Below are 26,427 nucleotides of genomic sequence, written 5' to 3' on the forward strand. Positions count from 1 at the left end.
AAAACGGCTGTCTTTGCCCAACAGGCGCCCGCTTTTCAGGCAGCCTGAAAAACCGGCACCGCCGATATGCAAATAAAAACCGCAGCTTTCAGGCTGCCTGAAAGCTGCGGTAACAGAATACGCGTTCGTATGATTTACACAACATAAGTCAGCAGATGCGCGTATTCGGCATCGCGTCCGGCAACGATATCGAAGAAGCGCTGCTGCAGGCGGGCGGTGATTTCGCCGCGGCTGCCGCTGCCCACCGGCCGGTTGTCAATTTCGCGTATCGGCGTGATTTCTGCGGCGGTGCCGGTGAAGAATACTTCGTCGGCAATATAGAGTTCGTCGCGGGTGATGCGTTTTTCCACCACTTCCAGCCCCATGTCGCGGGCGATTTCGATCACCGTGCGGCGGGTGATGCCGTCCAGCGCCACATCCAGCGCCGGCGTAAACAGGCGACCGCGGTGGACGGTGAAGATGTTTTCGCCGGCGCCTTCGGCGACATAGCCTTGCGAGTCGAGCAAAATCGCTTCGTCAAAACCGCTTTGCTGCGCTTCGCTGTTGGCCATGATGGAATTCATGTAGTTGCCGTTGGCTTTGGCCTTAATCATGGTGATGTTGGGATGATGACGGCTGAAACTGCTGATTTTGCAGCGGATGCCGTGTTTGATGGCGTCTTCGCCCAGATAGGCGCCCCAAGCCCAGGCGGCGACGATAACCTGCACGTCGTCGGCTTTGGGGGCGATGCCGAGCTTGCCCGAGCCGTAAAACGCCATCGGGCGGAAATAGCAGGATTTCAGGCCGTTGGCTCTAACCACTTCCAGATGGGCGCGGTTGATGGCTTCTTTATCGAAGGGCAGTTTGATGCCGACGATTTTGGCCGAATCGAAAAAACGGTCGGTATGGTCCTGCAGGCGGAAGATTGCCGGCCCCTGCGCCGTTTCGTAGGCGCGCACGCCTTCAAATACGCCCATGCCGTAGTGCAGGGTATGGGTCAGCACGTGGGTTTTGGCTTCGCGCCAATCCACCAGGCTGCCGTTGTACCAGATTTTGCCGTCGCGATCGTCCATAGTCAGCGCCATGATTGTGTTCTTTCTTGTTGGTCGGTTCGTGTATCCGGCCGCGGCCGGCCGAATCGGGCGGCGCGCCGGTGTGGAAAAGCCTGCGATTATACACTCCGCGCCGTTAGAGACAACGGCGCGCCATATCAAAAACAGCGCAAATCGTTTACACTTACGCGCCCGCAGGCAGCCTGAAAGCGGTTTTCAGGCTGCCTGCCCGTTGCCAATCACACCGCGGACGCCGCCGCGCCCGCATCTGCAAGACGCCCTGCCTACGGAGCCGAACATGAAACTGGTCTATAACCTGCTCAAAATCCTTATTCTGGTATTTTTCCTGATCATCGCGCTGAACAACGTCCAGCGCGTGCCGTTTTATTACGTCCCAGGCGAGCACATCGAATGGCCGATGATTGTGGTGCTGTTCATTTGCTTCGTTATCGGCGCGCTGTTCGGCATTTTCGCCATGTTCGGCCGCCTGCTGCGCCTGCGCGCGGAAAACGGCCGCCTGCGCGCCGAAGTGCATAAAAGCGCGCGCCTTTCCGGCGAAGACATCGCCGCACCCGTTCAGGCTGCCTCCGCCCCCGCCGACAAAAAATAAACGCCGCGCCCTATGGAAAACGATATTTGGATATGGGCGCTGGTTGCCGCCATTTTGCTGCAGCCGATTTTCTTCACCATGGGCTGGATTGCCGCCCGCGTCGATATGAAAGCGGTGCTCAAGCAGGCCAAATCGGTGCCCGACAGCTTCTACCGCAGCCTGAACGCGCTGGTGGACAGAAACAGCGCCCAAGCCGCGCAGCATCTGGAAGAAGCCGCCGGCGGCCACCCCGACGCCTACCGCCTCAACCTGACCCTCGGCAAGCTCTACCGCCAGCGCGGCGAAAACGACAAGGCGATTTCGATGCACAAATCCCTGCTCGATTCGCCCGACGTGGATGCCGACCAGCGCAGCCGAGTGCTCTACGAGCTGGCGCTCGACTTCCAAAACGCCGGCCTGGTCGATCGCGCCGAAGAAACCGTGCTGCCGCTGCAAAACACCCGCATGGCCAAAGAAGCGCGCGAAGTGCTGCTCAACATCTACCAGCAGGACCGCGATTGGGAAAAAGCCGCCGAAACCGCGCTCTTGCTGTCTCACGACGAACAAACCTACCGCTTTGAAATCGCCCAGTTCCATTGCGAAACCGCGCAGGCCGCGCTGTTTGCCTCCGATGCCGACACCGCCCGCCGCCATGTTGCCATCGCGCTCGAATACAATGCCAAATGCACGCGCGCCAATATGATTTTGGGCGACATCGAATACAAAGCAGGCAATTTTCAGGCTGCCGCCGATGCCTACCGCGCCATCGAAAAACAAAACTACGCCTATCTGAGCATGGTCGGCGAGCGCCTGTACGACGCTTTCGACGCCCAGGGCAAGGCCGCCGAAGGGCTGGACATCCTGATCGGCTACATGAAAACCTTTCCCCAGCTCGATCTGACCCAGCTGATCTACGAAAAATCGCTGCTGCTCTACGGCGAAGAGCGCGCCAACCAAACTGTGCTCGAACTGGTGCGCGCCCGCCCTGATCTCAACGGCGTTTACCGCCTGCTGAGCATGAGCCTCTCCTCGCTGCATCCGTCGTGGAAAGCAGACGCCGAAATGATCCGCAACGTGATCGACCGCCAAATCCAAAAAAGCCTGATGTACCGCTGCCGCAACTGCAATTTCAAATCGCAGGTCTTCTTCTGGCACTGCCCCGCCTGCAACAAATGGGAAACCTTCACGCCGAACAAAACCGAAGTGTGAATGCGGCCATCCCGCCCTTTCAGGCTGCCTGAAACCCGCCCCCCCATGTCTAACACCGAAAACACCGCCCAAATCACCGCCAGCTACGGCCGCCGTTTCAGCGTCCGCACGCTTTCAGGCTGCCTTTACGAAGCCAATACGCGCGGCAAACGGGTTGATTTCGCCTGCGGCGATTGGGTGCGCATTACCCCGCTCAACCGCGAGCAGGCGGTTATCGAAGAGCTGCTGCCGCGCCAGAGCCTGCTCTACCGGCAGGACGCCTACCGCTCGAAACTGATTGCCGCCAACGTTACCCTGCTGGTCATCGTAACCGCCGCCGTGCCCGCGCCCAGCGAAATGCTGCTGCAGCGCGCCCTGCTCGCCGCCGAAGCCGCCGACATCCGCGTGCTGATTGCCGTCAATAAAAGCGACCTGCCGCAAAGCGCCGCCTGGCTGGAAAAACTGGCTTTCTACCAAACTTTTGGCTATCCGCTGCTGCCCTTATGCGCGCTGGAAGATGCCGATGCGCTCAAGCCGCTGCTGGCCGGCGAAACCGCCATCCTGCTCGGCCAAAGCGGCATGGGCAAATCGACGCTGGCCAACGCCCTGCTCGGTTTCGATGCCGCCCGCACCGGCGAGATTTCCGCCGCGCTCGATTCCGGCCGCCACACCACCACCCACGCCCGTCTTTACGATTTGGACAACGGCGGCAAGCTGATCGACTCGCCCGGCCTGCAGGAATTTGGCCTGCACCATCTGGAGCGCACCGAGCTGCTGCAGTATTTCCCCGACCTGCGCCATCTGGCCGGACAATGCCGCTTCCACAACTGCAGCCACCGCGCCGAACCCGGCTGCGCGCTCAAAGCCGCCGCCGACAGCGGCGCCGTCCGCGCCGAGCGGCTGGCCTTTTTGCAAAAACTGAGCAACGAATTGGACTGACACGCCAAGATTGGGCGCTTTGCCGTTTTCAGGCAGCCTGAAAACCTGTTCACACTCTCGACACAAAGGACGACACCATGAACGACAATCTGATTTGCTACAAAAAAATGCCCGTTTGGCACGCCGCCGATATTCCGAACGCGCTGCTGTCGCAGCACAACACCCAGGAAGGCACGTGGGGGCGGCTGCAGGTCTCGGCCGGCAGCCTGAAGTTTTACCGCCTGAACGAAGACGGCAGCACCGTTTCCGAACACCTGCTCACACCCGAGAGCGGCGAATGGGTCATCCAGCCGCAGCAATGGCACAAAATCGAAGCGCAGGGCGACGATCTGCAGCTGCAGCTTTCCTTCTGGTGCGACAAAACCGACTATTTCCGCAAAAAATACGGCATGACCGCCACCCATTCGGCGGTCAAAGAAGCGCTCGCGCACGTTTCCCCGTGCAAAACGCTGGATTTAGGCTGCGGCCAGGGGCGCAACGCGCTCACGCTCGCCCTGCTCGGCTTTGATGTCGATGCCTGCGACTACAACCCCGGCGGCCTGCACGGCCTGGCCGAAGCGGCGGCGCAGGAAAACCTGCCGCTGCAGGCGTTTGCCTACGACATCAACCAGGCCGACATCGGCGAAGACTACGGCTTTATCGTCGCCACCGTGGTGTTTATGTTTCTCGACCCGCAGCGCGTGCCCGCCATCATCGCCGATATGCAGGCGCACACCCAATCGGGCGGCTACAATCTGATCGTTTCGGCGATGGACACCGCCGACTTTCCCTGCATGATGCCGTTTAACTTCACCTTCAAAGAAGGCGAGCTGGCACGCTATTACGACGGCTGGGAAATGATCGATTACCGCGAAGAAATCGGCTCGATGCACGCCACCGACGCCAACGGCAACCCCATCCAACTCAAATTCGCCACCATGCTGGCGCGCAAACCATGACCGATGCCGTCCGCCGCCGCCTGATTGCCGGCGCCGCTTCGCTGCTGGCGGCGCCGTGGGCGTATGCCGGCGCCCAGCGCGAAGAAACCCTGTCCGACGACGTCGCCAGCGTGATGCGCCAATCGGTTGCCAACGCCAGCCCGCCGCGGCTGGTGTTTCCCCGCGCCGCCGAAGGCCAGCGCTGGCTCAACGATATGTCGGTGCGCCTTGCCCGCTTCGTCGACAGCGAAGCCGCCCGCCGCCGCCTGCTGGTGATGATCCAGTACGAATCCTCCCGCGCCGATCTGGACACCCAGGTGATTCTCGGCCTGATCGAAGTCGAAAGCGCCTTTCGCCAGTACGCCATCAGTTCCGTCGGCGCCAAAGGGCTGATGCAGGTGATGCCTTTCTGGCAGCGCTACATCGGCACCGAAGAGCACAATCTGTTCGACATCCGCACCAATCTGCGCTACGGCTGCACCATCCTGCGTCACTACAGCAATCTGGAAAACGGCAACCTCACCCGCGCGCTTGCCCGCTACAACGGCAGCCTCGGCAGCAGCAAATACCCCGACGCCGTACTCGGCGCCTGGCGCCGGCGCTGGCAGTGGCAGTCCGAAGCGGCCTGAAAACGCCCTACCTCTTTTCAGGCTGCCTTTCGTTCAGGCAGCCTGAAAAAACCGCCGCCGGCGCCGGATTAACACGCTGCGGCAAAAAGCGTTAAAATCGCGCCCGTTTCAAACAACACACAATATGCCGCTGCCAGCGGCAGAAAGGAAACCGAAAATGGCATTGGAAAAACTTGCCGACTATCTCTACGTGAGCAAACAACTCAACGAACGTCTGGCCAAGCAGGCCGCCCAATACGAAATCAAAACCGTCATCTGCAACCGCCCCGACGGCGAAGAGCCCGGCCAGCCCGACTTTGAAACCGTGCGCGGCTGGCTGCAGGCTGCCGGTATCGAAAACGTCGTCTATCTGCCGGTAACCATGGACAGCATCAACGACCAGCTGCTCGAAGAATTCCGCGAAACCGTCGCCAAATCACCCGCCCCCATTCTCGCCTACTGCCGCAGCGGCACCCGCTCCACCCTGATGTGGGCGCTCAACCAAGCCAAGCTCGGCGTCGAAACCAACAGCCTGATCAAGGCCGCCGAACTGGTCGGCATCGACCTTTCCGGCGCCCGCGAGCGCATCGAAGCCGTACGGCCGAAAAAAGGCTGATTCTCCCCGCCTCAGGCAGCCTGAAAAACTTATGACCGACCGCCAAACCCTGCTCGACTGGTGCGATGCCACCCTCGATACCGCACGCTTCAAAGACTACGCCCCCAACGGCCTGCAGGTCGAAGGGCGCACCGGCATCCGCCGCATCCTGACCGCCGTAACCGCCAGCCGCGCCGCCATCGACCACGCCGCCGCCATCGGCGCCGATATGCTGCTGGTGCACCACGGCATGTTTTGGAAAAGCGAGCCGGCCACCATTACCGGCTGGAAAAAACAGCGCATCGCCGCCCTGCTCGCCCACGACATCAACCTGGCCGGCTACCACCTGCCGCTCGATGCCCACCCCGAGCTGGGCAACAACGCCCAACTGGCCGCGCGCTGCGGCTGGCTGCCCGAATACCGCTTCGGCGACCAAGACCTGCTGGCCGCCGGGCGCAACGGCAAACGCGGCCAAACCCTCACCGGCCTTGCCGACGACATCGCCGCCGCCCTCGGCCGCCGTCCCACCGTCGCCGGCGACCCCGAGCGCGTGCTCGACAAACTGGTGTGGTGCAGCGGCGGCGCTCAGGGCTATTTTCAGGCTGCCATCGACAACGGCGCCGACGCCTACATCACAGGCGAAATCTCCGAAGCCCAATACCATCTGGCCAACGAAACCGGCACCGTCTTTATCAGCGCCGGCCACCACGCCACCGAACGCTACGGCATCCAAGCCCTCGGGAACGCCATCGCCGACACCTTCGGCATCGAAGTCAGCTTTTTCGACGAAGCCAATCCGGCCTAAAGCAGCCTGAAAACCAGTAGGGTGCGCCCTGCGCACCAAACTGTAAACAAACTCCAAAGCAGCCTGAAAACGGATTTCCCGTTTTCAGGCTGCTTTAAGCTGTGGCGCAGGTCGGATTCTTGAATCCGCCGGCCGCAAGGACGGCATTCAGGCAAGAGATGAAAATCTCGGATACGGGTATCCGACCCGCACAGTAGGGTGCGCACCGCGCACCAAAAAACAGCCTGAAAACCACCGATACGGTTTTCAGGCTGCTTTACTGCGGTTTGCCTGCAGCTGAAGCAGCGGATTCAGCCGCCCTGCGCCATCAGTTCATCAAAACGCGCCAGATGGCTGCCCTGCAGATAGGGGCGCAGCAGGCTCAGGGTGCGGCGCACGCCGCGTTGTTTGGCGGCGGCACCGTATTCGCCGGAGCCGTCGACGCCTTCCACCGAGCGGTCAAAATCGAGCCAGTATTTGGTAATCAGCCACATATTGACCGACAAATCGCGCATGCCGATGGCGTCGATTTTCACCATGCCCAAGTCCTGCATCTGCTCCAAAAGCCGGATCAGCAGCGGGGCGATGCGTTCGCGGGTAAATTCGTTGTGCTCGCCCAAAAGCTCGGTGCTGCGCAGCAGCAGGGTATTGACGTCGCTAAACAGGAAACGGTACTGCCACATCACGTCGTACACGCCCTGCATATAGCCGACAGCGTCTTCCACGGTGCGCGGCAGCGGCGTTTGCGACAGATAGCCCAAGAGATCGCGGCTGTAGCGCTTAAAGAGCTGGACGATGATTTCGTCTTTGTTAGCAAAGTGGTAGTAGAGATTGCCGGGACTGATGTCGAGATACTGGGCGATGTGGTTGGTGCTGATGTTGCGCTCGCCCGATTCGTTGAAAAGTTTCAGGCTGGCTTCGACTATCCGCACATAGGTGTGGTGCTGCTTGGGTTCTTTGGCCATTGGCGCTGTCTCCTTTTCGATAACTGGCACAGGCGGGCGGATGCCTGTCCGCCCGCGCTGAAAAGCTGCGTATTTTATTACATTCTGCCGGCGCAGATGCTGCGTTTTCGCCGCCAAAACTGCTCAAACGCTGCTTTCAGGCTGCCTGAAGCGGCATTATTTGCTGCCGCGCGTCCAGGAAAAGCCCCAACCGAAGGCGCGGTCCATTTCCTGATGGCCGGGGAAATAGCGGTTGATACGCTCGATGCGGATGCTGCCGTTGTCGTTGATCAGCCGCGCCACCGCGCACATGCCGTTGCGGCTGCCGCCCTCGGTCAGGCGGGTTTCGACCTGCTGGCCCTGCACGTGCAATGTAACCACGCCGTCGGTGGCGTCCCAGTTGGGCACGCCCTCGTAGATAAAGGCATAGACCAGCACTTCGCTGATTTGCGCCCACTGCGAGCCGTTGATGTCCAGCCATTCGCCCTCGCTGACGGCGCCGGTGCGGTCGTCGCCGCGCAAACGCAGATAGGGCGCGCGGTTCAGGCTGCCAAAGCGCTCGCCCAGCGCCTGCACCACGTCGGTGCTGCCGTTTTTCAGGCGGACAAAGGCGCCCAAATCCAAATCGACGCCGCCCTGCCCTTTGTTGAACAGGCCGGCAAGAAAACCGCGCGCGGCGGGGGCGGGAGCGGCACCGCGGTTCCAGTTCAGGTTGATTTTGATTTCGCCGAAGTCCGCACCGCGTTTTTCCAAACTCAGCTGCGGCCGTGCCTTATCCAGCGTAACTTTGCCCAGATTGACTTTCGGCGGCTCAGGTGCCGGCGGAGCACTCGGCGCGCCGGCGGGCGCGGCGCCGTCGTCGGCAATTTCCACGCCGAAATGCTCCGACAAAGGCTTAAGCCCGCCGTTAAATCCCTGGGCAACGAAACGGAATTTCCACGCGCCGTTGCGGCGGTAGCATTCGCCCAAAATCAGCGCGGCTTCGCTGCGGTCGGCCAGTTCGACCGGACAATTCAGGCTGACGGCGCCGTTTTCCAGCACTTCGATGCTCAAACTGCCCAGCGCCGAAGCGGGCACGGCGGCGGAAAAGGCAAAGGCAATGCGCTCGATGGCCGCCGGCTGACGCGCCAAAGCAGCCTGAAAACTGCTCTCGCCGCTGCCGGCGGCAAATTTCAGGCTGCCGTCGTCACTGGCGGTTTGGCCGTAAAACACCATATCGCCGTCGCCGCGCACTTTGCCGTTGGCGGCCAGGCGGTAGGCGGCAACGTCGATTTCACGGGCGCAGCGGATGCGGACGGTAATATCGGCGGCACCCAAAGCGGCATTGGCGCCGGGTGTAAGGATTTGGCTCATCTGGTTTCTCCCATACAGATTCGCCGCCGGCTTTTTCAGGCAGCCTGAAAAGCCGGCGGCGGCGGTTTACAGCACGATATTGATTTCGGGCGGCGGGGGCGGCAGGGTGTCGCCCTGATCGGCAGACTGCGCGGCCTGGCCGGCATTGCTGCTGTTGGTGGCAACCGCTTCGGACACCCATTGGAAAAACTTAGCAAACGACGCCGCGTCCATGGTATCCAGCGACACCACGGTATCGGTGAGCTGCTTGAGATAAGCCGGATCGGCTTTGGGGCCGGCAGCGCAGGCAACGATATTGCCGAAACCCAGCGCCTTGATTTTCGGCAGCACTTCGCTATAGGCCAGAAGGTCGGTGGGTTTGCCGTCGGTAAGCACAATCAGAATCGGCCGCCAGTCGCCCTTTTGCTCGGCACTGCCGACCACGCGGTCGCGTGCAACCGATGCGGCGATATGCTCCAGCGCTTCGCCCAGCAGCGTCGCACCGCTGTCGGGGCAGACGATTTCAGGCATCACCACCTGCTCCAGCGGCGTGAGCGGCAGCACTTCTTTGATGCCGCTGTCAAAGGTTACCACGTTCAGATACACGCTCTCGAGCGCGTAGGGGTTTTGCCGCAGCGACGAGAGCAGCGACTGCAGGCCGTTGTTTACCGCTTCAATCGGCTCGCCGCGCATGGAGCCGGAAGTGTCGATGCAGATATAGGTAAGCAGGCGTCGGGACATAGCGTTCTCCTGAAATATCGGGTTTACTTGGTTTTAACGAAATACCGGCCGTTGAAACGGTAGCGGATGCGGGCTTTCTTAACGGTGCCGAAGCCTTCGCCGTCGTCCACCACCACCGGCAGGCTGATGGTTTTGCTGCTTCGATCGTAAGCGATGTCGGCAAGGCCGCTTTTTTGCACGGTACTTACATCAAAGCCATAGCCCAGCGTGTTGGTCAGCTTGGCCGTACGGATAATGTTCAAAGGCTGCAAATTGCGCTCGCCCAGGCGGTAGATGGTCAAATCTTGGGAATGCGCGCGGCTGCTGCCGATGCCGTAGCCGATCACGATATAGCCTTTACCGTAGTGGCCGAAGTTATCGGCAATCAGATCGCTTACAAACGGCGCCGCTTCGCCCGTGCTCAGCGTTTTTACGCGGATGGCGCCGGACGGGGCGCGCCATTGCGCCAGCGTGGTGTGGTTGTGCATGGAACCGCCGTCCTGTTCATCCCACGAATAAGTGCGCAGTTTGCTATCGCTGCTCTCCACGATTCTCAGGCCGTTTTTACCCACCGTTTGCGGAAACTTGCACTGCCACGACGACGCATCTTTCAAATAAGCACCCAAAGCAGCCTGAAAAGCGGCAGCGGCCTTGTCGCGCCGCCCGGAAGCATCGTCCGCAGCATTACCGGCGTAACTGCCGTTGTCGATCATTTCCTGATAATGCGCGGCCAGCTTGCCATCAACCTGGGCGCAACTTTGCGCATAAACCGGCGCGGCCAGCAAAACGGGCAACAGAGCAGCGGCAAATCGGGAAAGATGCATGGGTTTTCCTTTCTGAAAACGGATGTAAAGACAGGCGCCGGCAGCCTGAAACCGTGGCGCGGGAGCGGCAATTATCGCCCGAAACCCCGTCCGTGCAAAGCGCCGGCGCCCGTAGCGGCGCAGATAAAAAACCTTTGCCCGTCGGCGGGAAAACCCGTATAATCGCGCGTTTTTCCGTATCAGCCGCCGCAGATGCGCCCGACTAGCCGGGTCGGCGGACGAAACCCGAACAATTTTTCAAACAATCAGTATTGGAGACCATCATGGCTCGAGTTTGCAAAGTAACCGGCAAACGCCCGATGTCCGGCAACAACGTATCGCATGCCAACAACAAAACCAAACGCCGCTTCCTGCCCAACCTGCAAAGCCGCCGCTTCTGGGTGGAAAGCGAAAACCGCTGGGTTCGCCTGCGCGTATCCAACGCCGCCCTGCGCACCATCGACAAACTCGGCATCGAAGCCGTAATCAGCGAACTGCGTGCTCGCGGCGAAACTGTTTAATCCGTAGATAAAGGAAAACCATCATGCGCGATAAAATCAAACTGGAATCGTCCGCCGGCACCGGCCACTTCTACACCACCACCAAAAACAAACGTACCATGCCCGGCAAACTGGAAATCAAAAAATTTGATCCGGTTGCCCGCAAACACGTTATGTACAAAGAAACCAAACTGAAATAATCCGTTTGCTTTCCCCAACCCCTGCCAAAGTGCAGGGGTTTGTTTTGCGCGCCGCAAACACCAAAACGTGGCAAAACGGAGAGCACAGGCAGCCTGAAAACGGCGGGGGCGGCTTTGGCGGCGGAACGGGACGGACAGGACAAGGCAGCCTGAAAACCAAAGCCGCGCAGGTCGGATTCTCGAATCCGACAGCCGGCCGCAGGGGGGCGGCATCCGGTTCGGAAAAAAATGTCGGATACAAGTATCCGACCTACGGCGGGATGCCGCACCGCTTGGCAAACATATGAAACGACAACGGCAAAAGCTGCCGGATACGGGCATTCAGGCTGCCGCCCTGCCCTGCCGTTGCGCCGGATTAGGGTTCCGATAAGTTTTCAGGCTGCCTGCGCGAATGCGACGCAGGCAGCCTGAAAACATGATGGCGGGGCTTTTGCCGCCTTAGGCGTGGTAGCCGGCGCCCAGCACCAGCGCTTTGCCGGCGCCGGTGGCGCGGTGGGGGTTGGACGGCACGCCCAAACACCAGCAGGCGGCAAGCCAGGCGAAGGCGGCGGCTTCGACCCATTGCGGATCAAGCTGCAGCGCGCCGGTGTCAGCAACGCTGATGCCGCCGGCCTGCAGGCGTTCGGTCAGCGCGGCCATCAGCGCGCCGTTGCGGGTGCCGCCGCCGCACACATAAAGCCGGCGCGCCTGCGGGGCAGCCTGAAACACGGCATCGGCAATGGTGAGGACGGTAAACTGCAGCAGCGTCTGCTGCACGTCGTGCGGGTCTTCGCCGCCATTGAGATGGCTTTGCAGCCATGACAGCGAAAACAGTTCGCGGCCGGTGCTTTTGGGATAAGGCAGCCTGAAATAGGGATGCGCCGACAGTTTGGCCAGCAAATCGGGCAGCAGGCGGCCGGCAGCGGCGCGGCGGCCGCCGGCGTCGTAGGGTTCCTGCCAGATGTGGCGTGCCCAGGCGTCCATCAGCATATTGCCGGCGCCGGTATCGAAACCCCAGGCTTGGGCGGCAGACGGGTTTTCAGGCTGCTTTGCCGGCGGCAGCACGCTGATATTGGCGATGCCGCCGATATTGAGCACCACGCGGGTGGAAGTTTCGTCGGCAAACAGCGCCTGATGGAAGGCGGGCACCAGCGGCGCGCCCTGGCCGCCGGCGGCCAAGTCGCGGCTGCGGAAGTCGCCGACGGTAAAAATGCCGCTCAATTCGGCCAGCAGCGCCAAATCGGCGAGCTGGACGCTGTAGCCGTGCTGCGGGGCGTGGCGCACGGTCTGGCCGTGGCAGCCGATGGCGGCGATGTCCTGCGGTTTGAGCCCTTGCGCGGCGAGCAGCTGGGCGACGGCTTGGGCGTACAGGCGGCTGAGTTCCTGCGCCAGCAGGCGGCTGCGGTGGATTTCGTCGTGGCCGCAGTCCTGCAGTTCGAGCAGGCGCTGCTTGAGCGCGTCGGGATAATCGACGGCGCTGTGCGCCAGCGCGCCCTGCCAGCGGCTGCCGTCCATGCGCACCAGCACGGCATCGATGCCGTCCATGCTGGTGCCGGACATCAGTCCGATATAGAGTTGGCTGTGTTGCATGGGAAAGGGAAACGGAAAAAGGGAGAGAAAAAGGTTTTCAGGCTGCCTGCCTTCACCCCACATGGGGCGGCGCAGGCAGCCTGAAAAATTTGGCGGCGGGATCAGTGCGTTTCGCCGTCCTGCTTGCGGCTGTTGCGCAGGCGGCGTTTTTCCAGCAGGTCGCGTTTGCGCGCCAGCAGGCTGCGACGGCGGCGCCAGAAATACCAGCCCAGCCATACCGCCAGCACGCCCAGCAGCGCGAAAATGCCGTGTTGGAACTGGTGGACTTTGGCCATCAGCCAGTCGCGGTTTTCGGCGCCGTAATAGCCGAGATAAACCCACAGCGGCACCGAAATCATCGCCGCCAGGCCGTCCATCAGCAGCCAGCGCCACACCGACACTTTGCCGCTCATGCCGGCGCTTAGGAAAATCGGGCTGCGCAGGCCGGGCAGGAAACGGGCGACAAACAGCACGCGGTTGCCGTATTGGTCGAATTTCTGCTGCACCTGGGCGTAGCGTTTGGGCTTCATCACCCGCGCCACCAGCTTGAAGCGCAGTATTTTTTCGCCGTAGATGCGGCCGAGTCCGAACATTACGCCGTCGCCGGCCAGCACGCCGATCATGCCCACCACCACCATCAGATGCGCGTTGGCATAGCCCAAGCCCGAAATCACGCCGCCGGCCGCCAGGGTGATGTCTTCGGGAATCGGCACGCCGAAACCGCACAGCATCAGCACGAAAAACACGGCGGCGTAGCCGAACTGCACGAAAAAGGCTTCTAACAGGGTCAACATAACGGGGCTTCGGATCTTAAGGTTGTGGCAGTTTTCAGGCTGCCTGAAAGCGGTGGAAAAGAAAAAGAAGTGGCGGCGCTGGCGGAACAAGCTTTCAGGCTGCCTGAAAAGCCGGCGCGGGGTTTACTGGCTGCCGTTGCGGATGGCGTCGGCGATGTGGCGGGCGCAGCGCTCGCTTTGCGCGGCGTCTTCCGATTCCACCATCACCCGCACCACCGGTTCGGTGCCGGACGCGCGCAGTACCACGCGGCCGCGATCGCCCAGCTGTTGTTCGACTTCGGCCAGCGCGGCGGCGGAAGCCTGCTGCCAGTCCTGCCCTTCGGCAAGGGCGACATTGAGCATGGTCTGCGGATAAGGCTGCCAATCGACGGCGCGCGAGAGCGGCTGGCCGAGTTCCTGCAGCGCGGCCAGCACCTGCAGCGCGGCGATGGTGCCGTCGCCGGTATTGTGTTTGTCTAGGCACAGGATGTGGCCGGAGGCTTCGCCGCCCACCTGCCAGCCGCGCTGGTAAAGCTGTTCGAGCACGTAGCGGTCGCCCACTTTGGCGCGGGCAAACTCGATGCCTTCGCGCTTGAGCGCGGTTTCCATCGCCAGATTGCTCATCACGGTGCCGACCACGCCGCCCAGCGGGGCGCCGGCGCGGGCACGGGCTTTGGCGATGACATAAACCAACTTGTCGCCGTCGTAAATCGTGCCGTCTTTATCGACCATAATCAGGCGGTCGCCGTCGCCGTCGAGCGCGATACCGTAGTCGGCTTCGTTCTGCAGCACGGCAGCCTGCAGGGTTTTGACGTGGGTGGCACCGATGCGCTCGTTGATATTGAAACCGTTGGGGGTATTGCCGATGCGGATCACATCGGCGCCCAGCTCGTGAAAGACTTCGGGCGCGGTGTTGTAGCCGGCGCCGTTGGCGGTATCGACCACCAGTTTCAAATTGCGCAGATTGAGCGTGCCGGGGAAAGTGGATTTACAAAATTCGATGTAGCGGGCGTCGGCGCCGTCGATGCGGCGGGCGCGGCCGAGCTGCTCGGATGGCTTGGTGAGCATCTCTTTTTCCAGTTCGGCTTCGATCGCCAGCTCGGTGGCATCATCGAGTTTGACGCCGCCTTCGGCGAAAAACTTGATGCCGTTGTCGGAAAACTCGTTGTGCGAGGCGGAAATCATCACGCCGCCGGCCAGGCGCAGGGCGCGGGTGAGATAGGCGATGCCCGGGGTGGGCAGCGGGCCGGTTTGGAAAACATTGACGCCGGCGGCGGTGAAGCCGGCCACCAGCGCGGTTTCGAGCATATAGCCGGAAATGCGCGTGTCTTTGCCGATAATCACGGTGGGTTTGTGCTGGCTGTCGTGCTTGATCAGCGCGTTGCCGAAAGCGCAGCCGAGCCGCATCACAAAATCGGGCGTAATCGGATAACGGCCGACCCGGCCGCGGATGCCGTCGGTGCCGAAATATTTGCGTTCTTTCATGTTTCCCCCGTGATAGCGCGGTAAATCCGGCGCGCAGGCCGGACAAAAGCCGGCATTGTAAAGAAAAAGGCCATGTGATGCCATAACACAGCGGCGCTTTTACCTGCTTTAATCTTGGGCGGCCGCAACCGTTTTCGAGCAGCCTGAAAACGGCGGCGGGCGAACCGAATTTTCAGGCTGCCTGAAAGGTGGTTTTGGCGCCGTATTCGCACAAATCATTGATGATGCAGCTCTGGCACAGCGGCTTTTGCGCCTTGCAGGTGTAGCGGCCATGCAGAATCAGCCAGTGGTGGGCGTTGAGCAGAAATTCTTTGGGGACGACGCGCATCAGCTTGTCTTCGACTTCGCGCACGTTTTTGCCGGGGGCGATTTTGGTGCGGTTGGCAACGCGGAAGATATGGGTATCGACCGCCATCACCGGCACGCCAAAGGCGGTGTTGAGCACCACATTGGCGGTTTTGCGGCCGACGCCGGGCAGGGCTTCCAGCTCTTCGCGCGTTTGCGGCACTTGGCCGCCGTGTTTGTCCAAGAGCAGGCGGCAGGTTTGGATGATGTGGCGCGATTTGGTCTGGTACAGGCCGATGGTGCGGGTGTATTCCATCACGCCTTCCAAGCCCAAATCAAGCATGGCCTGCGGGGTGTTGGCCACCGGAAACAGCTTGGCGGTGGCTTTGTTGACGCCTTTGTCGGTGGCCTGTGCCGAGAGCAGCACGGCAATCAGCAGTTCGAACGGGCTGGAGAAGTTGAGCTCGGTGGTGGGATGGGGATCGGCGTCGCGCAGGCGGGTGAAGATTTCGGTGCGGATGGTTTTGTTCATGGCGGTGTGTGTTTTTCAGGCTGCTTGGGCGGTTTTTGCGTTTCAGGCTGCCTTTTGTCAGGCAGCCTGAAAAGGCGGGATTCAGTTTTTCAGGCTGCCTGCGCGTTCTGCCAGATATTCGGCCAGACCGCGCTCGCGCAGGATGCAGCTGGGGCATTCGCCGCAGCCGCCGTCGATGCCCAGATAGCAGGTGTGGGTGCGTTCGCGAACGAAATCGAGCGCGCCGAGTTTGTCGGCCAGCGCCCAGGTTTCTTTTTTGGTGAGATACATCAGCGGGGTGCGGATGTTGAAATTGTAGTCCATCGCCAGATTCAGGCTGACGTTCATCGATTTGACGAAAACGTCGCGGCAGTCGGGATAGCCGGAGAAGTCGGTTTCGCACACGCCGATGATGATGTCGCGGATGCCCTGCGCTTTAGCGTGGATGGCGGCGTAGAGCAGAAACAGGGCGTTGCGGCCGTCGACAAAGGTATTGGGCACTTCGCCGGCGGGCGCTTCGATGGCGGCGCTGCCGTCCATCAGCGCGTTGTGGGTAACCGCCGAGAGCTGGGGCATATCGAGCAGGGTCTGCTTCACGCCAAAATCGCGGGCGATGGCGGCGGCCTTTTCCAATTCGATGCTGTGGCGCTGGCCGTAACGGAAACTCAGGGCTTCGACTTTGCCGGCGCCGTATTCTTCCAGCGCCAGCAGCAGGCAGGTAGTGGAATCCTGTCCGCCGGAAAAAATCACCAGGGCTTTGTTTTCTGCCATATCGCGGCTTCCTTATGCGGGGTTTTCAGGCTGCCTATTCTTTGTTGCGCCCGTGCCAGAAATAGCGCCAGACAAAGGCGGGGAAGGCGAATACCAGATACAGGCACACAGTTACCGCGTAAAACTCCCAATCCTGCGGATGCACCTGGCCGGAGCGCTGCTCGAGCACATAGGCCAGCACGCCGGTGAGCAGAAAGCCGGCGGCCAGCTCTATCAGGTGGTGGCCGAAATGCTTGTGCTTGAGCGGTAGCACGCCAAACAGGCGGCGGCTGAGAAACGGCAGGTTGGCCAGTATCAGCGCCAATGCCAAAAGGGTGTACATTGCAGCGGTCACAGCGGGTTTCTCTCTGGATTCGGGTTTTCAGGCTGCCTGAAAGCAGACAAAGTAAACAGCGCACAGGCAGCCTGAAAGGGTTTGGGTTTGCGGCGACAAGGCAGCGGAACGAAAAAACAGGCAGCTTGCCGCCATCCAAGTAAGCGGCGTCTTTATACGGGGCAAAGCAGCCTGAAACCGTAAACGGCTTTCAGGCTGCCTTCGCGTCTGCCCTGCCCGAGCCGCGCCGCAGCGGCGGCACGGACGGCAGGAGCTTACAGCGCGGTGTCGATGGCTTGCGCCACCAGCGCCATCAGATGCGCGGGGAATACGCCCCACACCAACAGCATCAGGCCGTTTACCGACAGCAGCACGCGGCCGCTGGCATCGCCGGTAATCGGCGCGTCGCTGGCTTTTTCTTCAAAATACATCGCCCGCACCACGCGCAGGTAGTAGAAGGCGCCGATCAGGCTCATCATCACCGCAAACACCGCCACCGGCAGCGCCCAAACGTATTGGGCGGCCAGCAGGGCTTTGATTACCGCAAATTTGGCGTAAAAGCCCATCAGCGGCGGGATGCCGGCCATGCTGAACATCACCAGCAGCATAATGAAAGCATACCAGGCGTTGCGCTGGTTGAGACCGGCCAAATCGGCGATGTTTTCGCATTCGGCGTCTTCACGCGACAGCAGCATCAGCACGCCAAAGCCCGCCAAACCGGTCAGCACATAGGTAATTGCGTAATAAACCGCTGCTGACAGCCCCATCTGGCCGGCCACGAAAGACAGCAGGATAAAGCCCATATGGGAGATAGTCGAATAGGCAAGCATGCGCTTGATATTGGTCTGCATAATCGCCACCAGATTGCCCAATAGCAGCGACAGCACCGCCAAGCCGGCGAACATCGGCTGCCAGTCGGCCTTAACCGCGGCCAGGCCGTAAACCAGAATGCGGAAGGCAAACACGGTAGCGGCGATTTTCGGCAGGGTACCGATCAGGCCGGCGGCGGAAGTGGGCGCGCCCTGATAAACGTCGGGCACCCACATATGAAAGGGCACGGCGCCAAATTTGAAAGCAATGCCGGCCACAATCATCAGCAGGCCGAGTTTCAGCAGCCACAGATTGGCCGACTGGGTTAACAGCGCTTCGGAGACGGCGGCAAATTCCAGCTTGCCGGTGGCGCCGTATACCATCGAAATGCCGTACAGCAACAAACCGGAAGCCAACGCACCGAGCACAAAGTATTTCAGCGCGGCTTCGGCGGCGCGGGCGGAATCGCGGCGCAGCGCAATCAGCGCATACAGAGACAGCGACAGCAACTCCAAACCGACATAGGCCGCCAGAAAATGGCCGGCGCCGATCATCACGCTCATGCCGACGGCAGCGAACATCGCCAGCGTGTAATACTCGCCTTTAAAGATGCCGCGCGCCTGGTTATAGGGTTTGGCGTAAACAAACAGTAGCGCGGTGCCGAGATAGACCACGGTTTTGCCGAGCTTGCTGATGCCATCGGCCAGATACATGCCGTGGAAGGCGGCGGCAGAGTCATGCCCCCAAGTCAGAAACTGGGCGACGGCAGCGGCCACCATCACGCCGATGCTGAGAAAGTGGGAGATGTAGCGCTGCTCGTCGTTCAGCCACAGATCCACCAGCAGCACGCTGAACAGACCGCACAACAGCACGATTTCGGGCGCGGCAAGACCAATATTCAAATTCAGTAACTCCATGTTCTCAACCTCAAATCTTGCTTTGTGCCACTTGGGTAATCAGTTGGTCGGCAGCCTGGTGGACAACTTCGATAAAGGGCAGCGGATACAGACCCATGCCCAGCACCGTTACCGCCAACACCGCCAAAATCAGAAACTCGCGGGCGTTGATGTCTTTCATTTCGGCCACGTGCGGATTGGTAATCGCGCCGAAAATCACGCGTTTGTACATCCACAGCGTGTAAGACGCGCCGTAAATCAGCGTCAGCGCGGCCAGCGCACCCACCCAGAAATTCACTTCGACCGAACCCATAATCACCATAAACTCGCCGACAAAGCCCGAAGTCGCAGGCAAACCGGCGTTGGCCATGCCAAAGAGCATCATAAAGGCGGCAAATTTGGGCATCACGTTCACCACGCCGCCGTAATCGGCGATGTTGCGCGTGTGCAGGCGGTCGTACATCACGCCGATGCACATAAACATGGCGGCGGAGACAAAACCGTGCGAAATCATCTGCATAATCGCGCCTTTGAGCGCCCAGTCGTTCAGACGACCGTCAAGAAACAGGAACATCCCCAGCGTAACGAAACCCATATGGCTGATGGAAGAATACGCCACCAGTTTTTTCATATCAGTCTGCACCAGCGCCACCATGCCGATGTAAATCACCGCAATCAGGCTCAACACCACAATCACCGGCGCGAAATAGCGCGCCGCGTCGGGCAGAATCGGCAGGATAAAGCGCAGGAAACCATACGCGCCCACTTTCAGCGTAATCGCTGCCAGCACCATCGAGCCGCCGGTCGGCGCTTCAACGTGCGCATCCGGCAGCCAGGTGTGCACCGGCCACATCGGCACTTTCACAGCAAACGACAGGAAAAAGGCGACAAACAAAATCTGTTGGATGCCGAGCGGAATCTGTTTCAGATTCTGGAAATCGGCAATCGCAAAGCTGCCGCCCGCCTGATACGACAGATACACCATCGCCACCAGCATCAGGAGCGAACCCATCAGCGTATAGAGAAACAGTTTTACCGACGCATACACGCGGCGCGGGCCGCCCCACACGCCGATAATCAGATACAGCGGAATCAGCATGCCCTCGAAGAACACGTAAAACAGCAGGGCATCCTGCGCCGCAAACGCGCCGTTGATCAGGCCGCTCATGATTAAGAACGCCGCCATATACTGCGCCGGCCGCTTCTGTATCACTTCCCAGCCCGCCAGCACCACCATCAGCGTGATAAAGGCGTTGAGAATGACAAACAGCACCGAAATACCGTCCACCCCCAGCGCGTAGTTGATATTGAGCGTGGGAATCCACTGGTGGAATTCCTGAAACTGGAAGCCGCCGCTCAAACGGTCGAAACGGGTAAACAGCGGCAGCGTTACCAAGAAACCGGCCGCCGCGCCAATCAGCGCAAGAATGCGCGCCAACAGCGCCCGCCGGTCGGAACCGGTCGCCAAGACCAGAATACCGGCTGCTATCGGCACCCAGATTGCCAAGCTGAGTAGGTTGTTTGAAAACATAGTGTTTGCCTGTGGTTTGTAAAAATAATTCGGTTTGGGTTGCGTGGGTGGGTTGGGTAAAGGGGTTTCAGACGGCCTTTCGGGTTTTCAGGTAGCCTTTCAGACAGCCTCTGTTATTTCAGGCTGCTGTTTGAGACCGTCTGAAAACGGTGTTGCTTCTACTGCCGTCATTCCCGCGCAGGCGGGAATCTTATTTCCGCTCCAACAATGGCGGCTTGAACCTGCATTCGTTCAATTCCACCGAGATTCCCGCCCGCGCGGGAATGACGGCAGTGGTGGGGCGGCTGTTTGCAGGATTTCAGACGGCCTTTTGCTTTTCAGACGGCCTGTTTATTTTCAGGCTGCCTTGTCCTTCTAACGTATCAGACCGGCGAACAAATCCAGCCACTCGGGATTCTGTTCTTCTATCAGTCTGATTTTCCATTCTCGCCGCCATTTTTTCAGGGCTTTTTCTTTGGCGATGGCAGCGGGCATATGCTCGAACAGTTCGTACCACACCAGATCGTGCACATTGTAACGGGCGGTAAAGCTGTCGAAATCAAGGCTGTTTTTATGTTGCCATACCCGCTCGGGCAGGTTCATGGTAACGCCGATATACAGCACGCCGTTTCTGCCGCTGGCCATAATATACACGGCAGGCTGTCCGGCTAAGGGATGGCGGTGCATATCGCTTCCTATTTTGGGTTTTGCAGAAGCCTGCAAACCCGCTTTCAGACGGCCTTTCGTTTTTCAGGCTGCTTTCAAGGCCGTCTAAAAACGGCTGTTTCTTTCTGTTTCGTCATTCCCGCGCAGGCGGGAATCTTTTTTCGGCTTCAATGATTGGCAGTTGAAACACGGGGTTGCTGCATCTGCGCCAAGATTCCCGCCTGCGCGGGAATGACGTCAGTGGGTGGGCGTCTGCTTGCAGGGTTTCACGCGGTGTTCTGTTTTTCAGACGGCCTTTTTGCTTTCAGGCTGCCCTGCAACCCAAAGGCCGTCTGAAACACCAATTATCCGAACCAAAGCCCCCAGAAAAACGCCACGATCAGCACCAGTACGCCGGTTACCATAAAGGCGGCGTAGGTGTAGATAAAGCCGGTTTGCATTTTGCGCACTTGGGCGGATACCGCGCCGACGAGTTTGGTGCTGCCGTTGACGAGGCCGTTGTCGATGATGGCGGTGTCGATGGCTTTCCAGAAGAATGTGCCCAATGCGCGGCTGCCTTTGGCGAAAACGTTGTAGTAAATCACGTCAAGGTAGTATTTGTTTTCAAACAATACGTACACGGGGCGGAAGGCGGCGGCGATTTTGGCGGGCAGGCTCGGGGCTTTGATGTATAAGAACCATGCGCTTACCACGCCTGCGATAGCGAGATACAGCACGGGCGAGTGCAGGCTGTGCGACACCATCGCCAGTGCGCCGTGGAATTCTTCTTTCATCAGGTGCATGGTGGGGTGGGCTTCGTGGTTGACGAAAATCACGCCTTTGAAGAAGTCGCCGTAGAGCATGGGTTCGATGGCGATGTAGCCGATAATCACGGACGGAATCGCCAGCAATACCAGCGGCAGGGTGACGACCCACGGGCTTTCGTGCGGGTTGTCGTGTTTGCCCAGGCCGTGATGATGGCCGTCTGAATGATGGTCGTCGTGGTGCTCGGGCAGCTCACGCCATTTTTCTTTGCCGTGGAACACCATAAAGTATTGGCGGAACGCGTAAAACGCGGTTACAAACACGCTGGCGAGTACGGCGAAGTAGGCAAAGCCGCTGCCGGGCAGGTTGCTGAGTTTGGCCGCTTCGATGATGGAATCTTTGGAATAGAAACCGGAGAAGAAGGGCGTGCCGATAAGTGCCAGATTGCCCAGCAGCATGGTGAGCCAAGTGATCGGCATGTATTTTTTCAGGTTGCCCATGTGGCGCATGTCTTGGTCGTGGTGCATGCCGATGATGGCGCTACCGGCGGCGAGAAACAGCAGGGCTTTAAAGAAGGCGTGGGTCATCACATGGAACATGGCCACGGAGTAGGCCGACGCGCCCAGCGCCACGGTCATATAGCCGAGCTGCGACAGGGTGGAATAGGCCACCACGCGCTTGATGTCGTTTTGAATTGTGCCGAGAAAGCCCATAAACAGCGCGGTAATCGCGCCGATGACCATGATGACGCTCAAGGCGGTGCTGCTCAATTCGTAAATCGGCGACATGCGCGACACCATAAACAAACCGGCGGTAACCATGGTTGCCGCGTGAATCAGCGCGGAAATCGGCGTCGGGCCTTCCATCGAGTCGGGCAGCCAGACGTGCAGCGGGAATTGGGCGGATTTACCCATTGCGCCGACAAACAGCAGCAGGCAGGTTACGGTAATCAGCGACCACTGCACGCCCGGAATCAGCTCGATGGTGGCGTTTTGCACCTGCGGCAGATAGGCGAACACGTCGGCATAGCGCAGGCTGCCGCCGAAATAGGCCAGCACCAGCGCGATGCCTAGCACAAAGCCGAAGTCGCCGACGCGGTTGACCAGAAACGCTTTCAAATTGGCAAAGGTGGCCGACGGTTTTTTGAAATAGAAACCGATCAACAGATACGACACCAAGCCCACCGCTTCCCAGCCGAAGAAAAGCTGGATGAAGTTGTTGGACATAATCAGCATCAGCATGCTGAATGTAAACAAGGAGATATAGCTGAAAAAGCGCTGGTAGCCGACTGCTTCGTCGTGCATATAGCCGATGGTGTAGATATGCACCATCAGCGACACGCCGGTGACCACCGCCATCATCATCGCCGTCATCGAATCGACCAGAAAGCCGACCGAGAAATCAATGCCGCCCATTGTCAGCCAGGTATAGACGTTTTCGTCAAACTTGGCGCGCGAGCCGTCGATAAAGCCCCACAACACCCAGCCTGACAACACGGCCGACACCGCCACGCCGAGTATCGTTACCGAATGCGCCCCTGCGCGGCCGATTTTATTGCCGAACAGCCCCGCCAGCAGCGAGCCCGCCAGCGGCAGAAGGGCGATGGTGAGGTATAAAGTCATATCAGTCATGTTGTGAACCTTAGGGGTTGAACTTTTAATCTTTCGGAAAAAACGCGGCTTGCTTGGGTTTCAAACGGCCTTTGGATTTCAGGCTGCTTTGCAGGCCGTCTGAAACGGCGGTTTCTTTCATTTTCGTCATTCCCGCGCAGGCGGGAATCTTTTTTTGGCTTTGACTGTCGGCGGTTTCAGCCAAGAGTCTTGTAGGTTGGGTCGAGACCCAACAACGACGTTTGCGTTTTCAGCATTTTGTTGGGTTTGCAACCCAACCTACCCTGCTACGTTTACTGCCTTGCCTTAAAAATCCGCCATCTTACGCAAGGTATTGCCGTTGCGCGTGGTCAGGCTCAGGCCGAGCTGTTTTTCCAAAAACGCATTGCCCAGCTTGCTGCGAGAAGCGTCCTGCGGGATGTAGAGATACGCGGCGCACGGGCGGATATGCAGTTTTTCACTGCCGAAGTCCTGCGCCTCCAAACCGGCGGTATCGGCCAGCGGTGTGTTGCACAGCGTAAAAAATACGCGCTTGGGGTCGTATGCCTCATCGGCAAACGGATTGCCGTCCAATATTTCACGCAACTGGGCAGGCGTTTTGACAATAACGGCCAAATCTACATTCAGATGCGTATGCAGCAAATCATGTATCCGCACGGCGGCTTCGTCCGCAGCCAATCCGCTTTCCAGCGCAATATTGCCGCTCTGTATCCATGTCCGCACATTGTCGAAACCGTTACCGCCCAATACGGCACGGACATCTGCCATTTTGACGGCGTTTTTTCCGCTCGGCATCACGCCGCGTAAAAATGCGATTAGGGTTTGTCTGCTCATGGTTTGGTCTTTCAAACGGGTTTTCAGGCTGCCTATTCTGCCGCGCCGACCCACGCCAGAAATTCTTGTTCGGTCATTTTCGGGGTGTCATCCGACAGGTGGTAATACGGTGCTTGGCAGTCGGTAAAAATTTGCAGTTTCAAGGCAAAGTCGGCGTTGTCGGCAAACAGTCCGGCATTGACATACCACGCTTCATCCATGCCGCTTTCTGGCAGCAGGTGGAAATACAGATCGTTGCCGCATTGTTTGCAGAAAGTGCGCTCGCCCCAGTCGGAAGAACGGTAGCGGCCGATGTTTTCTTCACCGCTGATTTGCGGTGCGCCTTCGGCGGTCAGGGTAAACGATGCGCCTCCGGTGCGTTGGCGGCATTTGCTGCAATGGCAGGCGTGAACTTCGTGATTATGCTTGACTTCGAGCGTTACGCTGCCGCACTGGCATTGGGCTTTCATGGCTTTTCCTTATTTTGTGTCCGATTTTCATGCTGCCTTTAAGGCCGTCTGAAAACAGTGCTCCTTCTGTCTCCTTCCCCCGCGAGCGGGAGAGGGAATGACCAAAGTTTTATCTGACGCACCAGCCTGATAAAGAAGAACATTTATCCATAAACAAACTGCAACCAGATAGAAATACTATTGTTAGCAGCAATAAAAACCTCATTCCATTCTCCTTTAATGAAAAATCTGTTTTCAGCCTTGTAGCTTGAGCCTTGATCCAACATGGTTTTCCGTTCGACAGCTTGTTGGGGTTACAACCCCGACCTACTCTGCTATACGGCTTTCAGACGGCCTGCAAAGCAGCCTGAAACCGCCACCCTACCCTTTCAAACTGTCCAAATCGCTGATGTTGATGCTTTGGCGGTTGCGGAACACCAAAACCATAATCGCCAAACCAATCGCGGATTCGGCGGCGGCTACGGTTAGGACGAAAAAGACGAAAATCTGGCCGGCGGTGTCGCCCAAATATTGCGAAAAGGCGATGAAGTTGAAGTTTACGGCCAGCAGCATCAGCTCGATCGACATCAGCAAAACGAGTACGTTTTTGCGGTTCATAAAGATGCCCATGGCGCTGATGCCGAACAGCAGGGCGGCGAGTACCAGATAGTGTGTCAGCGTAATCATGCTTTGTTCTCCGAATCGGCGGTATCGTCGGTTTCTCCGCTTGCGGGGGCGGACGGGGTCTGCACCACGGCGGCCATTTTCACCATGCGCAGGCGGCCTTGTTTGGCATCGACTTTGACCTGGTCGGCGGGGTCGATGCGTTTGGGGTTGGCAGATTTGCGGTGTACTAGGGCGATGGCGGCGACCATGCCGAGCACCAAGAGCACGGCGGCCAGCTCAAAGGGCAGCAGGTAGGTGGTGTAAATCTGGCTGCCGAGATCGCGCACATTGCTGTAATCGGCGGGGATGTCGTTCATCGGGCCGAAGGCGGCAAGGTTGGTTTTGGGCGACACCAGTATCAGAATCAGGGCGACGGCCATCAGCACGCCGACGGTGAGCGCGGCGGGGGCGTTGCGCCAGAAGCCTTTGCGCATTTCTTCGATGTCGATGTTGAGCATCATCACCACGAACAGGAACAGCACCATCACCGCGCCGACGTACACCACCACCAGCGTGATGCCGAGAAACTCGGCCTGCATCAGCATCCACATCATCGCGCTCATGCAGAAGGTGAGCACCAGATACAGCGCGGCGTGCACGGGGTTCTTGGCGGTTACGGTTTTGAGCGCGCCAAACAGGATGATGGCGGCCAGGGTGTAGAACATAATCAGTTGGAAGCTCATAAAGGTCTTTCCGGTGGGGGTTGATGCTTTCAGGCTGCTTGTTTGGGGTTTCAGACGGCCTGTTGCGGTTTCAGACGGCCTGTTTGGTTTTCAGGTAGCCTTTTCAGGCTGCCTGCTGTTCCAGCGACTGTACGATTCGTTCCAGCAAATCAGTGTAGCTGTCGGCGATTTTGTAGGCGAAGAAGTGCGGATAGTAGGGGCGCAGGTTGTAGATTGCGCCATAGTGTTCCGACCCTTCGGCCAAGTTGGCAAACAAGGTTTCGGCGTAGCTGTCGCCGATGTAAACAAAGGCGGGATTGTCGATCATTTCCTGCGTGCAGCCGTCATAAAAGGCTTGTCCGCCCTCTTGCGCCAAGGCTTCCGGCAGGCGGCGGTATTCTTCTTTCGGATTGTACAGTTCGTCTGCCTTGCCCCATTCGCTCAAACGTTTGATTTGGGCAATGACCAAATTGTCTTGGAATTCGCTGTCGTCTGCGGTGAGGCAGCCTGCGGCGGTGAGCTTGCGGCGCAGTGTTTCAAAACGCTCACCCATCAGATAGGGCGTTTCGTGGCTGATGCCGGAAAAGCTGCGGAAAGCGGCTTTCACGTCTTCGGGCAGGCGCACGCCCAGCCGCGCTTCGGTATCGCGGATTTCGGCTGCATCGGCAGCCGCTTCATGCCATTCGGACACAACGCCGTAGGGCGGGTTGAGGCGGGCAAACAGGTTGTTTAACCTGGTTTTCAGTGCTTCGGCATTCATGGTTT

Annotated in this window: 29 protein-coding genes; 9 read left to right on the forward strand and 20 right to left on the reverse strand. The window is 59.2% G+C overall.

Translation table 11 applies throughout. The annotated features are described in order from the left end of the window. Window positions 1–134: 134 nt before the first annotated feature. On the reverse strand, window positions 135–1,064 hold the full coding sequence (locus OP500_RS09420) for a branched-chain amino acid transaminase (protein WP_274070790.1): 930 nt from the start codon (window positions 1,062–1,064) through the stop codon (window positions 135–137). A gap of 265 nt (window positions 1,065–1,329) precedes the next feature. Between OP500_RS09420 and OP500_RS09425 the strand changes: the two genes are divergently transcribed. The 7 genes from OP500_RS09425 to OP500_RS09455 all read left to right on the forward strand — a co-directional run bounded on the left by OP500_RS09425 (window position 1,330) and on the right by OP500_RS09455 (window position 6,672). Beyond that, on the forward strand, window positions 1,330–1,641 hold the full coding sequence (locus tag OP500_RS09425) for a LapA family protein (RefSeq protein WP_238747623.1): 312 nt from the start codon (window positions 1,330–1,332) through the stop codon (window positions 1,639–1,641). Window positions 1,642–1,653: 12 nt separating this feature from the next. Further along, complete coding sequence (gene lapB / locus OP500_RS09430) at window positions 1,654–2,829, forward strand: lipopolysaccharide assembly protein LapB (RefSeq protein ID WP_238747621.1); 1,176 nt, start codon at window positions 1,654–1,656, stop codon at window positions 2,827–2,829. After that, complete coding sequence (gene rsgA / locus OP500_RS09435; protein WP_443135147.1) at window positions 2,830–3,747, forward strand: ribosome small subunit-dependent GTPase A; 918 nt, start codon at window positions 2,830–2,832, stop codon at window positions 3,745–3,747. A gap of 77 nt (window positions 3,748–3,824) precedes the next feature. Continuing rightward, complete coding sequence (gene tehB, locus OP500_RS09440) at window positions 3,825–4,685, forward strand: SAM-dependent methyltransferase TehB (RefSeq protein WP_274070792.1); 861 nt, start codon at window positions 3,825–3,827, stop codon at window positions 4,683–4,685. Next, entirely contained in the window at window positions 4,682–5,293 is a 612-nt protein-coding gene (locus OP500_RS09445; RefSeq protein ID WP_238747615.1) for a lytic transglycosylase domain-containing protein, read from the forward strand. The genes tehB and OP500_RS09445 overlap by 4 nt, the downstream gene beginning before the upstream one ends. Before the next feature lie 157 nt (window positions 5,294–5,450). Beyond that, window positions 5,451–5,888 (forward strand): TIGR01244 family sulfur transferase, encoded by a 438-nt coding sequence (locus OP500_RS09450; protein ID WP_238747613.1) that lies wholly within the window; start codon window positions 5,451–5,453, stop codon window positions 5,886–5,888. A gap of 31 nt (window positions 5,889–5,919) precedes the next feature. Further along, window positions 5,920–6,672, forward strand: a complete 753-nt coding sequence (locus OP500_RS09455) for a Nif3-like dinuclear metal center hexameric protein (protein ID WP_238747611.1) — start codon at window positions 5,920–5,922, stop codon at window positions 6,670–6,672. Window positions 6,673–6,962: 290 nt separating this feature from the next. Here the strand turns inward: OP500_RS09455 and OP500_RS09460 are convergent, their stop codons facing one another. The 4 genes from OP500_RS09460 to OP500_RS09475 all read right to left on the reverse strand — a co-directional run bounded on the left by OP500_RS09460 (window position 6,963) and on the right by OP500_RS09475 (window position 10,471). Then, window positions 6,963–7,616, reverse strand: coding sequence for a TetR/AcrR family transcriptional regulator (locus OP500_RS09460; protein ID WP_238747609.1), 654 nt, complete (start codon window positions 7,614–7,616; stop codon window positions 6,963–6,965). Between the two features lie 156 nt (window positions 7,617–7,772). Further along, window positions 7,773–8,948, reverse strand: a complete 1,176-nt coding sequence (locus OP500_RS09465) for a TerD family protein (protein WP_274070793.1) — start codon at window positions 8,946–8,948, stop codon at window positions 7,773–7,775. A gap of 66 nt (window positions 8,949–9,014) precedes the next feature. Continuing rightward, a complete protein-coding gene (locus tag OP500_RS09470; RefSeq protein ID WP_238747605.1) occupies window positions 9,015–9,668 on the reverse strand; it encodes a vWA domain-containing protein in 654 nt (217 codons plus the stop codon). A gap of 23 nt (window positions 9,669–9,691) precedes the next feature. After that, window positions 9,692–10,471: a hypothetical protein gene (locus OP500_RS09475; RefSeq protein ID WP_238747603.1), complete on the reverse strand. Its 780-nt coding sequence runs from the start codon at window positions 10,469–10,471 to the stop codon at window positions 9,692–9,694. 263 nt (window positions 10,472–10,734) lie between these two features. Here OP500_RS09475 and rpmB point away from each other — a divergent pair, with 263 nt between their 5' ends. Both rpmB and rpmG read left to right on the forward strand, forming a co-directional pair. Further along, window positions 10,735–10,971, forward strand: a complete 237-nt coding sequence (gene rpmB / locus OP500_RS09480) for a 50S ribosomal protein L28 (protein WP_238747601.1) — start codon at window positions 10,735–10,737, stop codon at window positions 10,969–10,971. A gap of 23 nt (window positions 10,972–10,994) precedes the next feature. Further along, window positions 10,995–11,150 carry a 50S ribosomal protein L33 gene (gene rpmG, locus OP500_RS09485; RefSeq protein ID WP_009117634.1) on the forward strand — a complete coding sequence of 52 codons (156 nt, stop codon included), beginning with the start codon at window positions 10,995–10,997 and terminating at the stop codon, window positions 11,148–11,150. Between the two features lie 438 nt (window positions 11,151–11,588). Here rpmG and OP500_RS09490 read toward each other — a convergent pair whose 3' ends face one another. The 15 genes from OP500_RS09490 to OP500_RS09560 form a co-directional block, all read right to left on the reverse strand. Further along, window positions 11,589–12,719 (reverse strand): anhydro-N-acetylmuramic acid kinase, encoded by a 1,131-nt coding sequence (locus OP500_RS09490; protein WP_238747599.1) that lies wholly within the window; start codon window positions 12,717–12,719, stop codon window positions 11,589–11,591. Between the two features lie 101 nt (window positions 12,720–12,820). Beyond that, complete coding sequence (locus tag OP500_RS09495; RefSeq protein WP_238747597.1) at window positions 12,821–13,492, reverse strand: DedA family protein; 672 nt, start codon at window positions 13,490–13,492, stop codon at window positions 12,821–12,823. 123 nt (window positions 13,493–13,615) lie between these two features. After that, a complete protein-coding gene (gene glmM, locus OP500_RS09500) occupies window positions 13,616–14,956 on the reverse strand; it encodes a phosphoglucosamine mutase (RefSeq protein WP_274070794.1) in 1,341 nt (446 codons plus the stop codon). 172 nt (window positions 14,957–15,128) lie between these two features. Continuing rightward, complete coding sequence (gene nth, locus OP500_RS09505) at window positions 15,129–15,773, reverse strand: endonuclease III (protein ID WP_238747593.1); 645 nt, start codon at window positions 15,771–15,773, stop codon at window positions 15,129–15,131. A gap of 81 nt (window positions 15,774–15,854) precedes the next feature. Next, window positions 15,855–16,523: a 7-cyano-7-deazaguanine synthase QueC gene (queC, locus tag OP500_RS09510; protein WP_274070795.1), complete on the reverse strand. Its 669-nt coding sequence runs from the start codon at window positions 16,521–16,523 to the stop codon at window positions 15,855–15,857. Between the two features lie 34 nt (window positions 16,524–16,557). Then, complete coding sequence (locus OP500_RS09515; RefSeq protein WP_274070796.1) at window positions 16,558–16,857, reverse strand: DUF2818 family protein; 300 nt, start codon at window positions 16,855–16,857, stop codon at window positions 16,558–16,560. A 254-nt stretch (window positions 16,858–17,111) separates the two neighbouring features. Beyond that, window positions 17,112–18,563: an NADH-quinone oxidoreductase subunit NuoN gene (gene nuoN / locus OP500_RS09520; protein ID WP_274070797.1), complete on the reverse strand. Its 1,452-nt coding sequence runs from the start codon at window positions 18,561–18,563 to the stop codon at window positions 17,112–17,114. A gap of 10 nt (window positions 18,564–18,573) precedes the next feature. Continuing rightward, on the reverse strand, window positions 18,574–20,073 hold the full coding sequence (locus OP500_RS09525) for an NADH-quinone oxidoreductase subunit M (protein ID WP_238747585.1): 1,500 nt from the start codon (window positions 20,071–20,073) through the stop codon (window positions 18,574–18,576). Between the two features lie 354 nt (window positions 20,074–20,427). Beyond that, window positions 20,428–20,739, reverse strand: coding sequence for a GIY-YIG nuclease family protein (locus OP500_RS09530; protein ID WP_238747583.1), 312 nt, complete (start codon window positions 20,737–20,739; stop codon window positions 20,428–20,430). Window positions 20,740–21,062: 323 nt separating this feature from the next. Next, on the reverse strand, window positions 21,063–23,093 hold the full coding sequence (gene nuoL / locus OP500_RS09535; protein ID WP_274070798.1) for an NADH-quinone oxidoreductase subunit L: 2,031 nt from the start codon (window positions 23,091–23,093) through the stop codon (window positions 21,063–21,065). A 285-nt stretch (window positions 23,094–23,378) separates the two neighbouring features. Further along, window positions 23,379–23,906, reverse strand: a complete 528-nt coding sequence (locus OP500_RS09540) for a DUF1697 domain-containing protein (RefSeq protein WP_274070799.1) — start codon at window positions 23,904–23,906, stop codon at window positions 23,379–23,381. A 32-nt stretch (window positions 23,907–23,938) separates the two neighbouring features. Continuing rightward, entirely contained in the window at window positions 23,939–24,355 is a 417-nt protein-coding gene (locus tag OP500_RS09545; protein WP_238747577.1) for a GFA family protein, read from the reverse strand. Between the two features lie 360 nt (window positions 24,356–24,715). After that, window positions 24,716–25,021 (reverse strand): NADH-quinone oxidoreductase subunit NuoK, encoded by a 306-nt coding sequence (gene nuoK / locus OP500_RS09550; protein ID WP_009427122.1) that lies wholly within the window; start codon window positions 25,019–25,021, stop codon window positions 24,716–24,718. Continuing rightward, a complete protein-coding gene (locus tag OP500_RS09555) occupies window positions 25,018–25,683 on the reverse strand; it encodes an NADH-quinone oxidoreductase subunit J (RefSeq protein ID WP_238747575.1) in 666 nt (221 codons plus the stop codon). Before OP500_RS09555 ends, nuoK begins: the two co-directional genes overlap by 4 nt. 103 nt (window positions 25,684–25,786) lie before the next feature. Next, a complete protein-coding gene (locus tag OP500_RS09560) occupies window positions 25,787–26,422 on the reverse strand; it encodes an SMI1/KNR4 family protein (protein ID WP_274070800.1) in 636 nt (211 codons plus the stop codon). Between the last annotated feature and the right edge of the window lie 5 nt (window positions 26,423–26,427).

This window comes from Kingella sp. SNUBH-2017, from assembly GCF_028680565.1.
Taxonomy (GTDB): Bacteria; Pseudomonadota; Gammaproteobacteria; order Burkholderiales; family Neisseriaceae; genus Kingella_D; species Kingella_D pumchi.

Excerpts from the sequence above, each read along its gene's own strand:
- OP500_RS09465 (WP_274070793.1), bottom strand. The coding sequence starts at position 8,948 with ATGAGCCAAATCCTTACACCCGGCGCCAATGCCGCTTTGGGTGCCGCC.
- OP500_RS09525 (WP_238747585.1), bottom strand. The coding sequence starts at position 20,073 with ATGTTTTCAAACAACCTACTCAGCTTGGCAATCTGGGTGCCGATAGCA.
- OP500_RS09425 (WP_238747623.1), top strand. The coding sequence starts at position 1,330 with ATGAAACTGGTCTATAACCTGCTCAAAATCCTTATTCTGGTATTTTTC.
- OP500_RS09475 (WP_238747603.1), bottom strand. The coding sequence starts at position 10,471 with ATGCATCTTTCCCGATTTGCCGCTGCTCTGTTGCCCGTTTTGCTGGCC.
- OP500_RS09540 (WP_274070799.1), bottom strand. The coding sequence starts at position 23,906 with ATGAGCAGACAAACCCTAATCGCATTTTTACGCGGCGTGATGCCGAGC.
- OP500_RS09455 (WP_238747611.1), top strand. The coding sequence starts at position 5,920 with ATGACCGACCGCCAAACCCTGCTCGACTGGTGCGATGCCACCCTCGAT.
- OP500_RS09460 (WP_238747609.1), bottom strand. The coding sequence starts at position 7,616 with ATGGCCAAAGAACCCAAGCAGCACCACACCTATGTGCGGATAGTCGAA.
- nuoN (WP_274070797.1), bottom strand. The coding sequence starts at position 18,563 with ATGGAGTTACTGAATTTGAATATTGGTCTTGCCGCGCCCGAAATCGTG.
- glmM (WP_274070794.1), bottom strand. The coding sequence starts at position 14,956 with ATGAAAGAACGCAAATATTTCGGCACCGACGGCATCCGCGGCCGGGTC.
- rpmB (WP_238747601.1), top strand. The coding sequence starts at position 10,735 with ATGGCTCGAGTTTGCAAAGTAACCGGCAAACGCCCGATGTCCGGCAAC.
- rsgA (WP_443135147.1), top strand. The coding sequence starts at position 2,830 with ATGCGGCCATCCCGCCCTTTCAGGCTGCCTGAAACCCGCCCCCCCATG.
- nuoL (WP_274070798.1), bottom strand. The coding sequence starts at position 23,093 with ATGACTGATATGACTTTATACCTCACCATCGCCCTTCTGCCGCTGGCG.
- rpmG (WP_009117634.1), top strand. The coding sequence starts at position 10,995 with ATGCGCGATAAAATCAAACTGGAATCGTCCGCCGGCACCGGCCACTTC.
- tehB (WP_274070792.1), top strand. The coding sequence starts at position 3,825 with ATGAACGACAATCTGATTTGCTACAAAAAAATGCCCGTTTGGCACGCC.
- OP500_RS09420 (WP_274070790.1), bottom strand. The coding sequence starts at position 1,064 with ATGGCGCTGACTATGGACGATCGCGACGGCAAAATCTGGTACAACGGC.
- OP500_RS09445 (WP_238747615.1), top strand. The coding sequence starts at position 4,682 with ATGACCGATGCCGTCCGCCGCCGCCTGATTGCCGGCGCCGCTTCGCTG.
- OP500_RS09495 (WP_238747597.1), bottom strand. The coding sequence starts at position 13,492 with ATGTTGACCCTGTTAGAAGCCTTTTTCGTGCAGTTCGGCTACGCCGCC.
- OP500_RS09530 (WP_238747583.1), bottom strand. The coding sequence starts at position 20,739 with ATGCACCGCCATCCCTTAGCCGGACAGCCTGCCGTGTATATTATGGCC.
- OP500_RS09560 (WP_274070800.1), bottom strand. The coding sequence starts at position 26,422 with ATGAATGCCGAAGCACTGAAAACCAGGTTAAACAACCTGTTTGCCCGC.
- OP500_RS09470 (WP_238747605.1), bottom strand. The coding sequence starts at position 9,668 with ATGTCCCGACGCCTGCTTACCTATATCTGCATCGACACTTCCGGCTCC.
- nuoK (WP_009427122.1), bottom strand. The coding sequence starts at position 25,021 with ATGATTACGCTGACACACTATCTGGTACTCGCCGCCCTGCTGTTCGGC.
- lapB (WP_238747621.1), top strand. The coding sequence starts at position 1,654 with ATGGAAAACGATATTTGGATATGGGCGCTGGTTGCCGCCATTTTGCTG.
- OP500_RS09450 (WP_238747613.1), top strand. The coding sequence starts at position 5,451 with ATGGCATTGGAAAAACTTGCCGACTATCTCTACGTGAGCAAACAACTC.
- OP500_RS09545 (WP_238747577.1), bottom strand. The coding sequence starts at position 24,355 with ATGAAAGCCCAATGCCAGTGCGGCAGCGTAACGCTCGAAGTCAAGCAT.
- OP500_RS09490 (WP_238747599.1), bottom strand. The coding sequence starts at position 12,719 with ATGCAACACAGCCAACTCTATATCGGACTGATGTCCGGCACCAGCATG.
- nth (WP_238747593.1), bottom strand. The coding sequence starts at position 15,773 with ATGAACAAAACCATCCGCACCGAAATCTTCACCCGCCTGCGCGACGCC.
- queC (WP_274070795.1), bottom strand. The coding sequence starts at position 16,523 with ATGGCAGAAAACAAAGCCCTGGTGATTTTTTCCGGCGGACAGGATTCC.
- OP500_RS09555 (WP_238747575.1), bottom strand. The coding sequence starts at position 25,683 with ATGAGCTTCCAACTGATTATGTTCTACACCCTGGCCGCCATCATCCTG.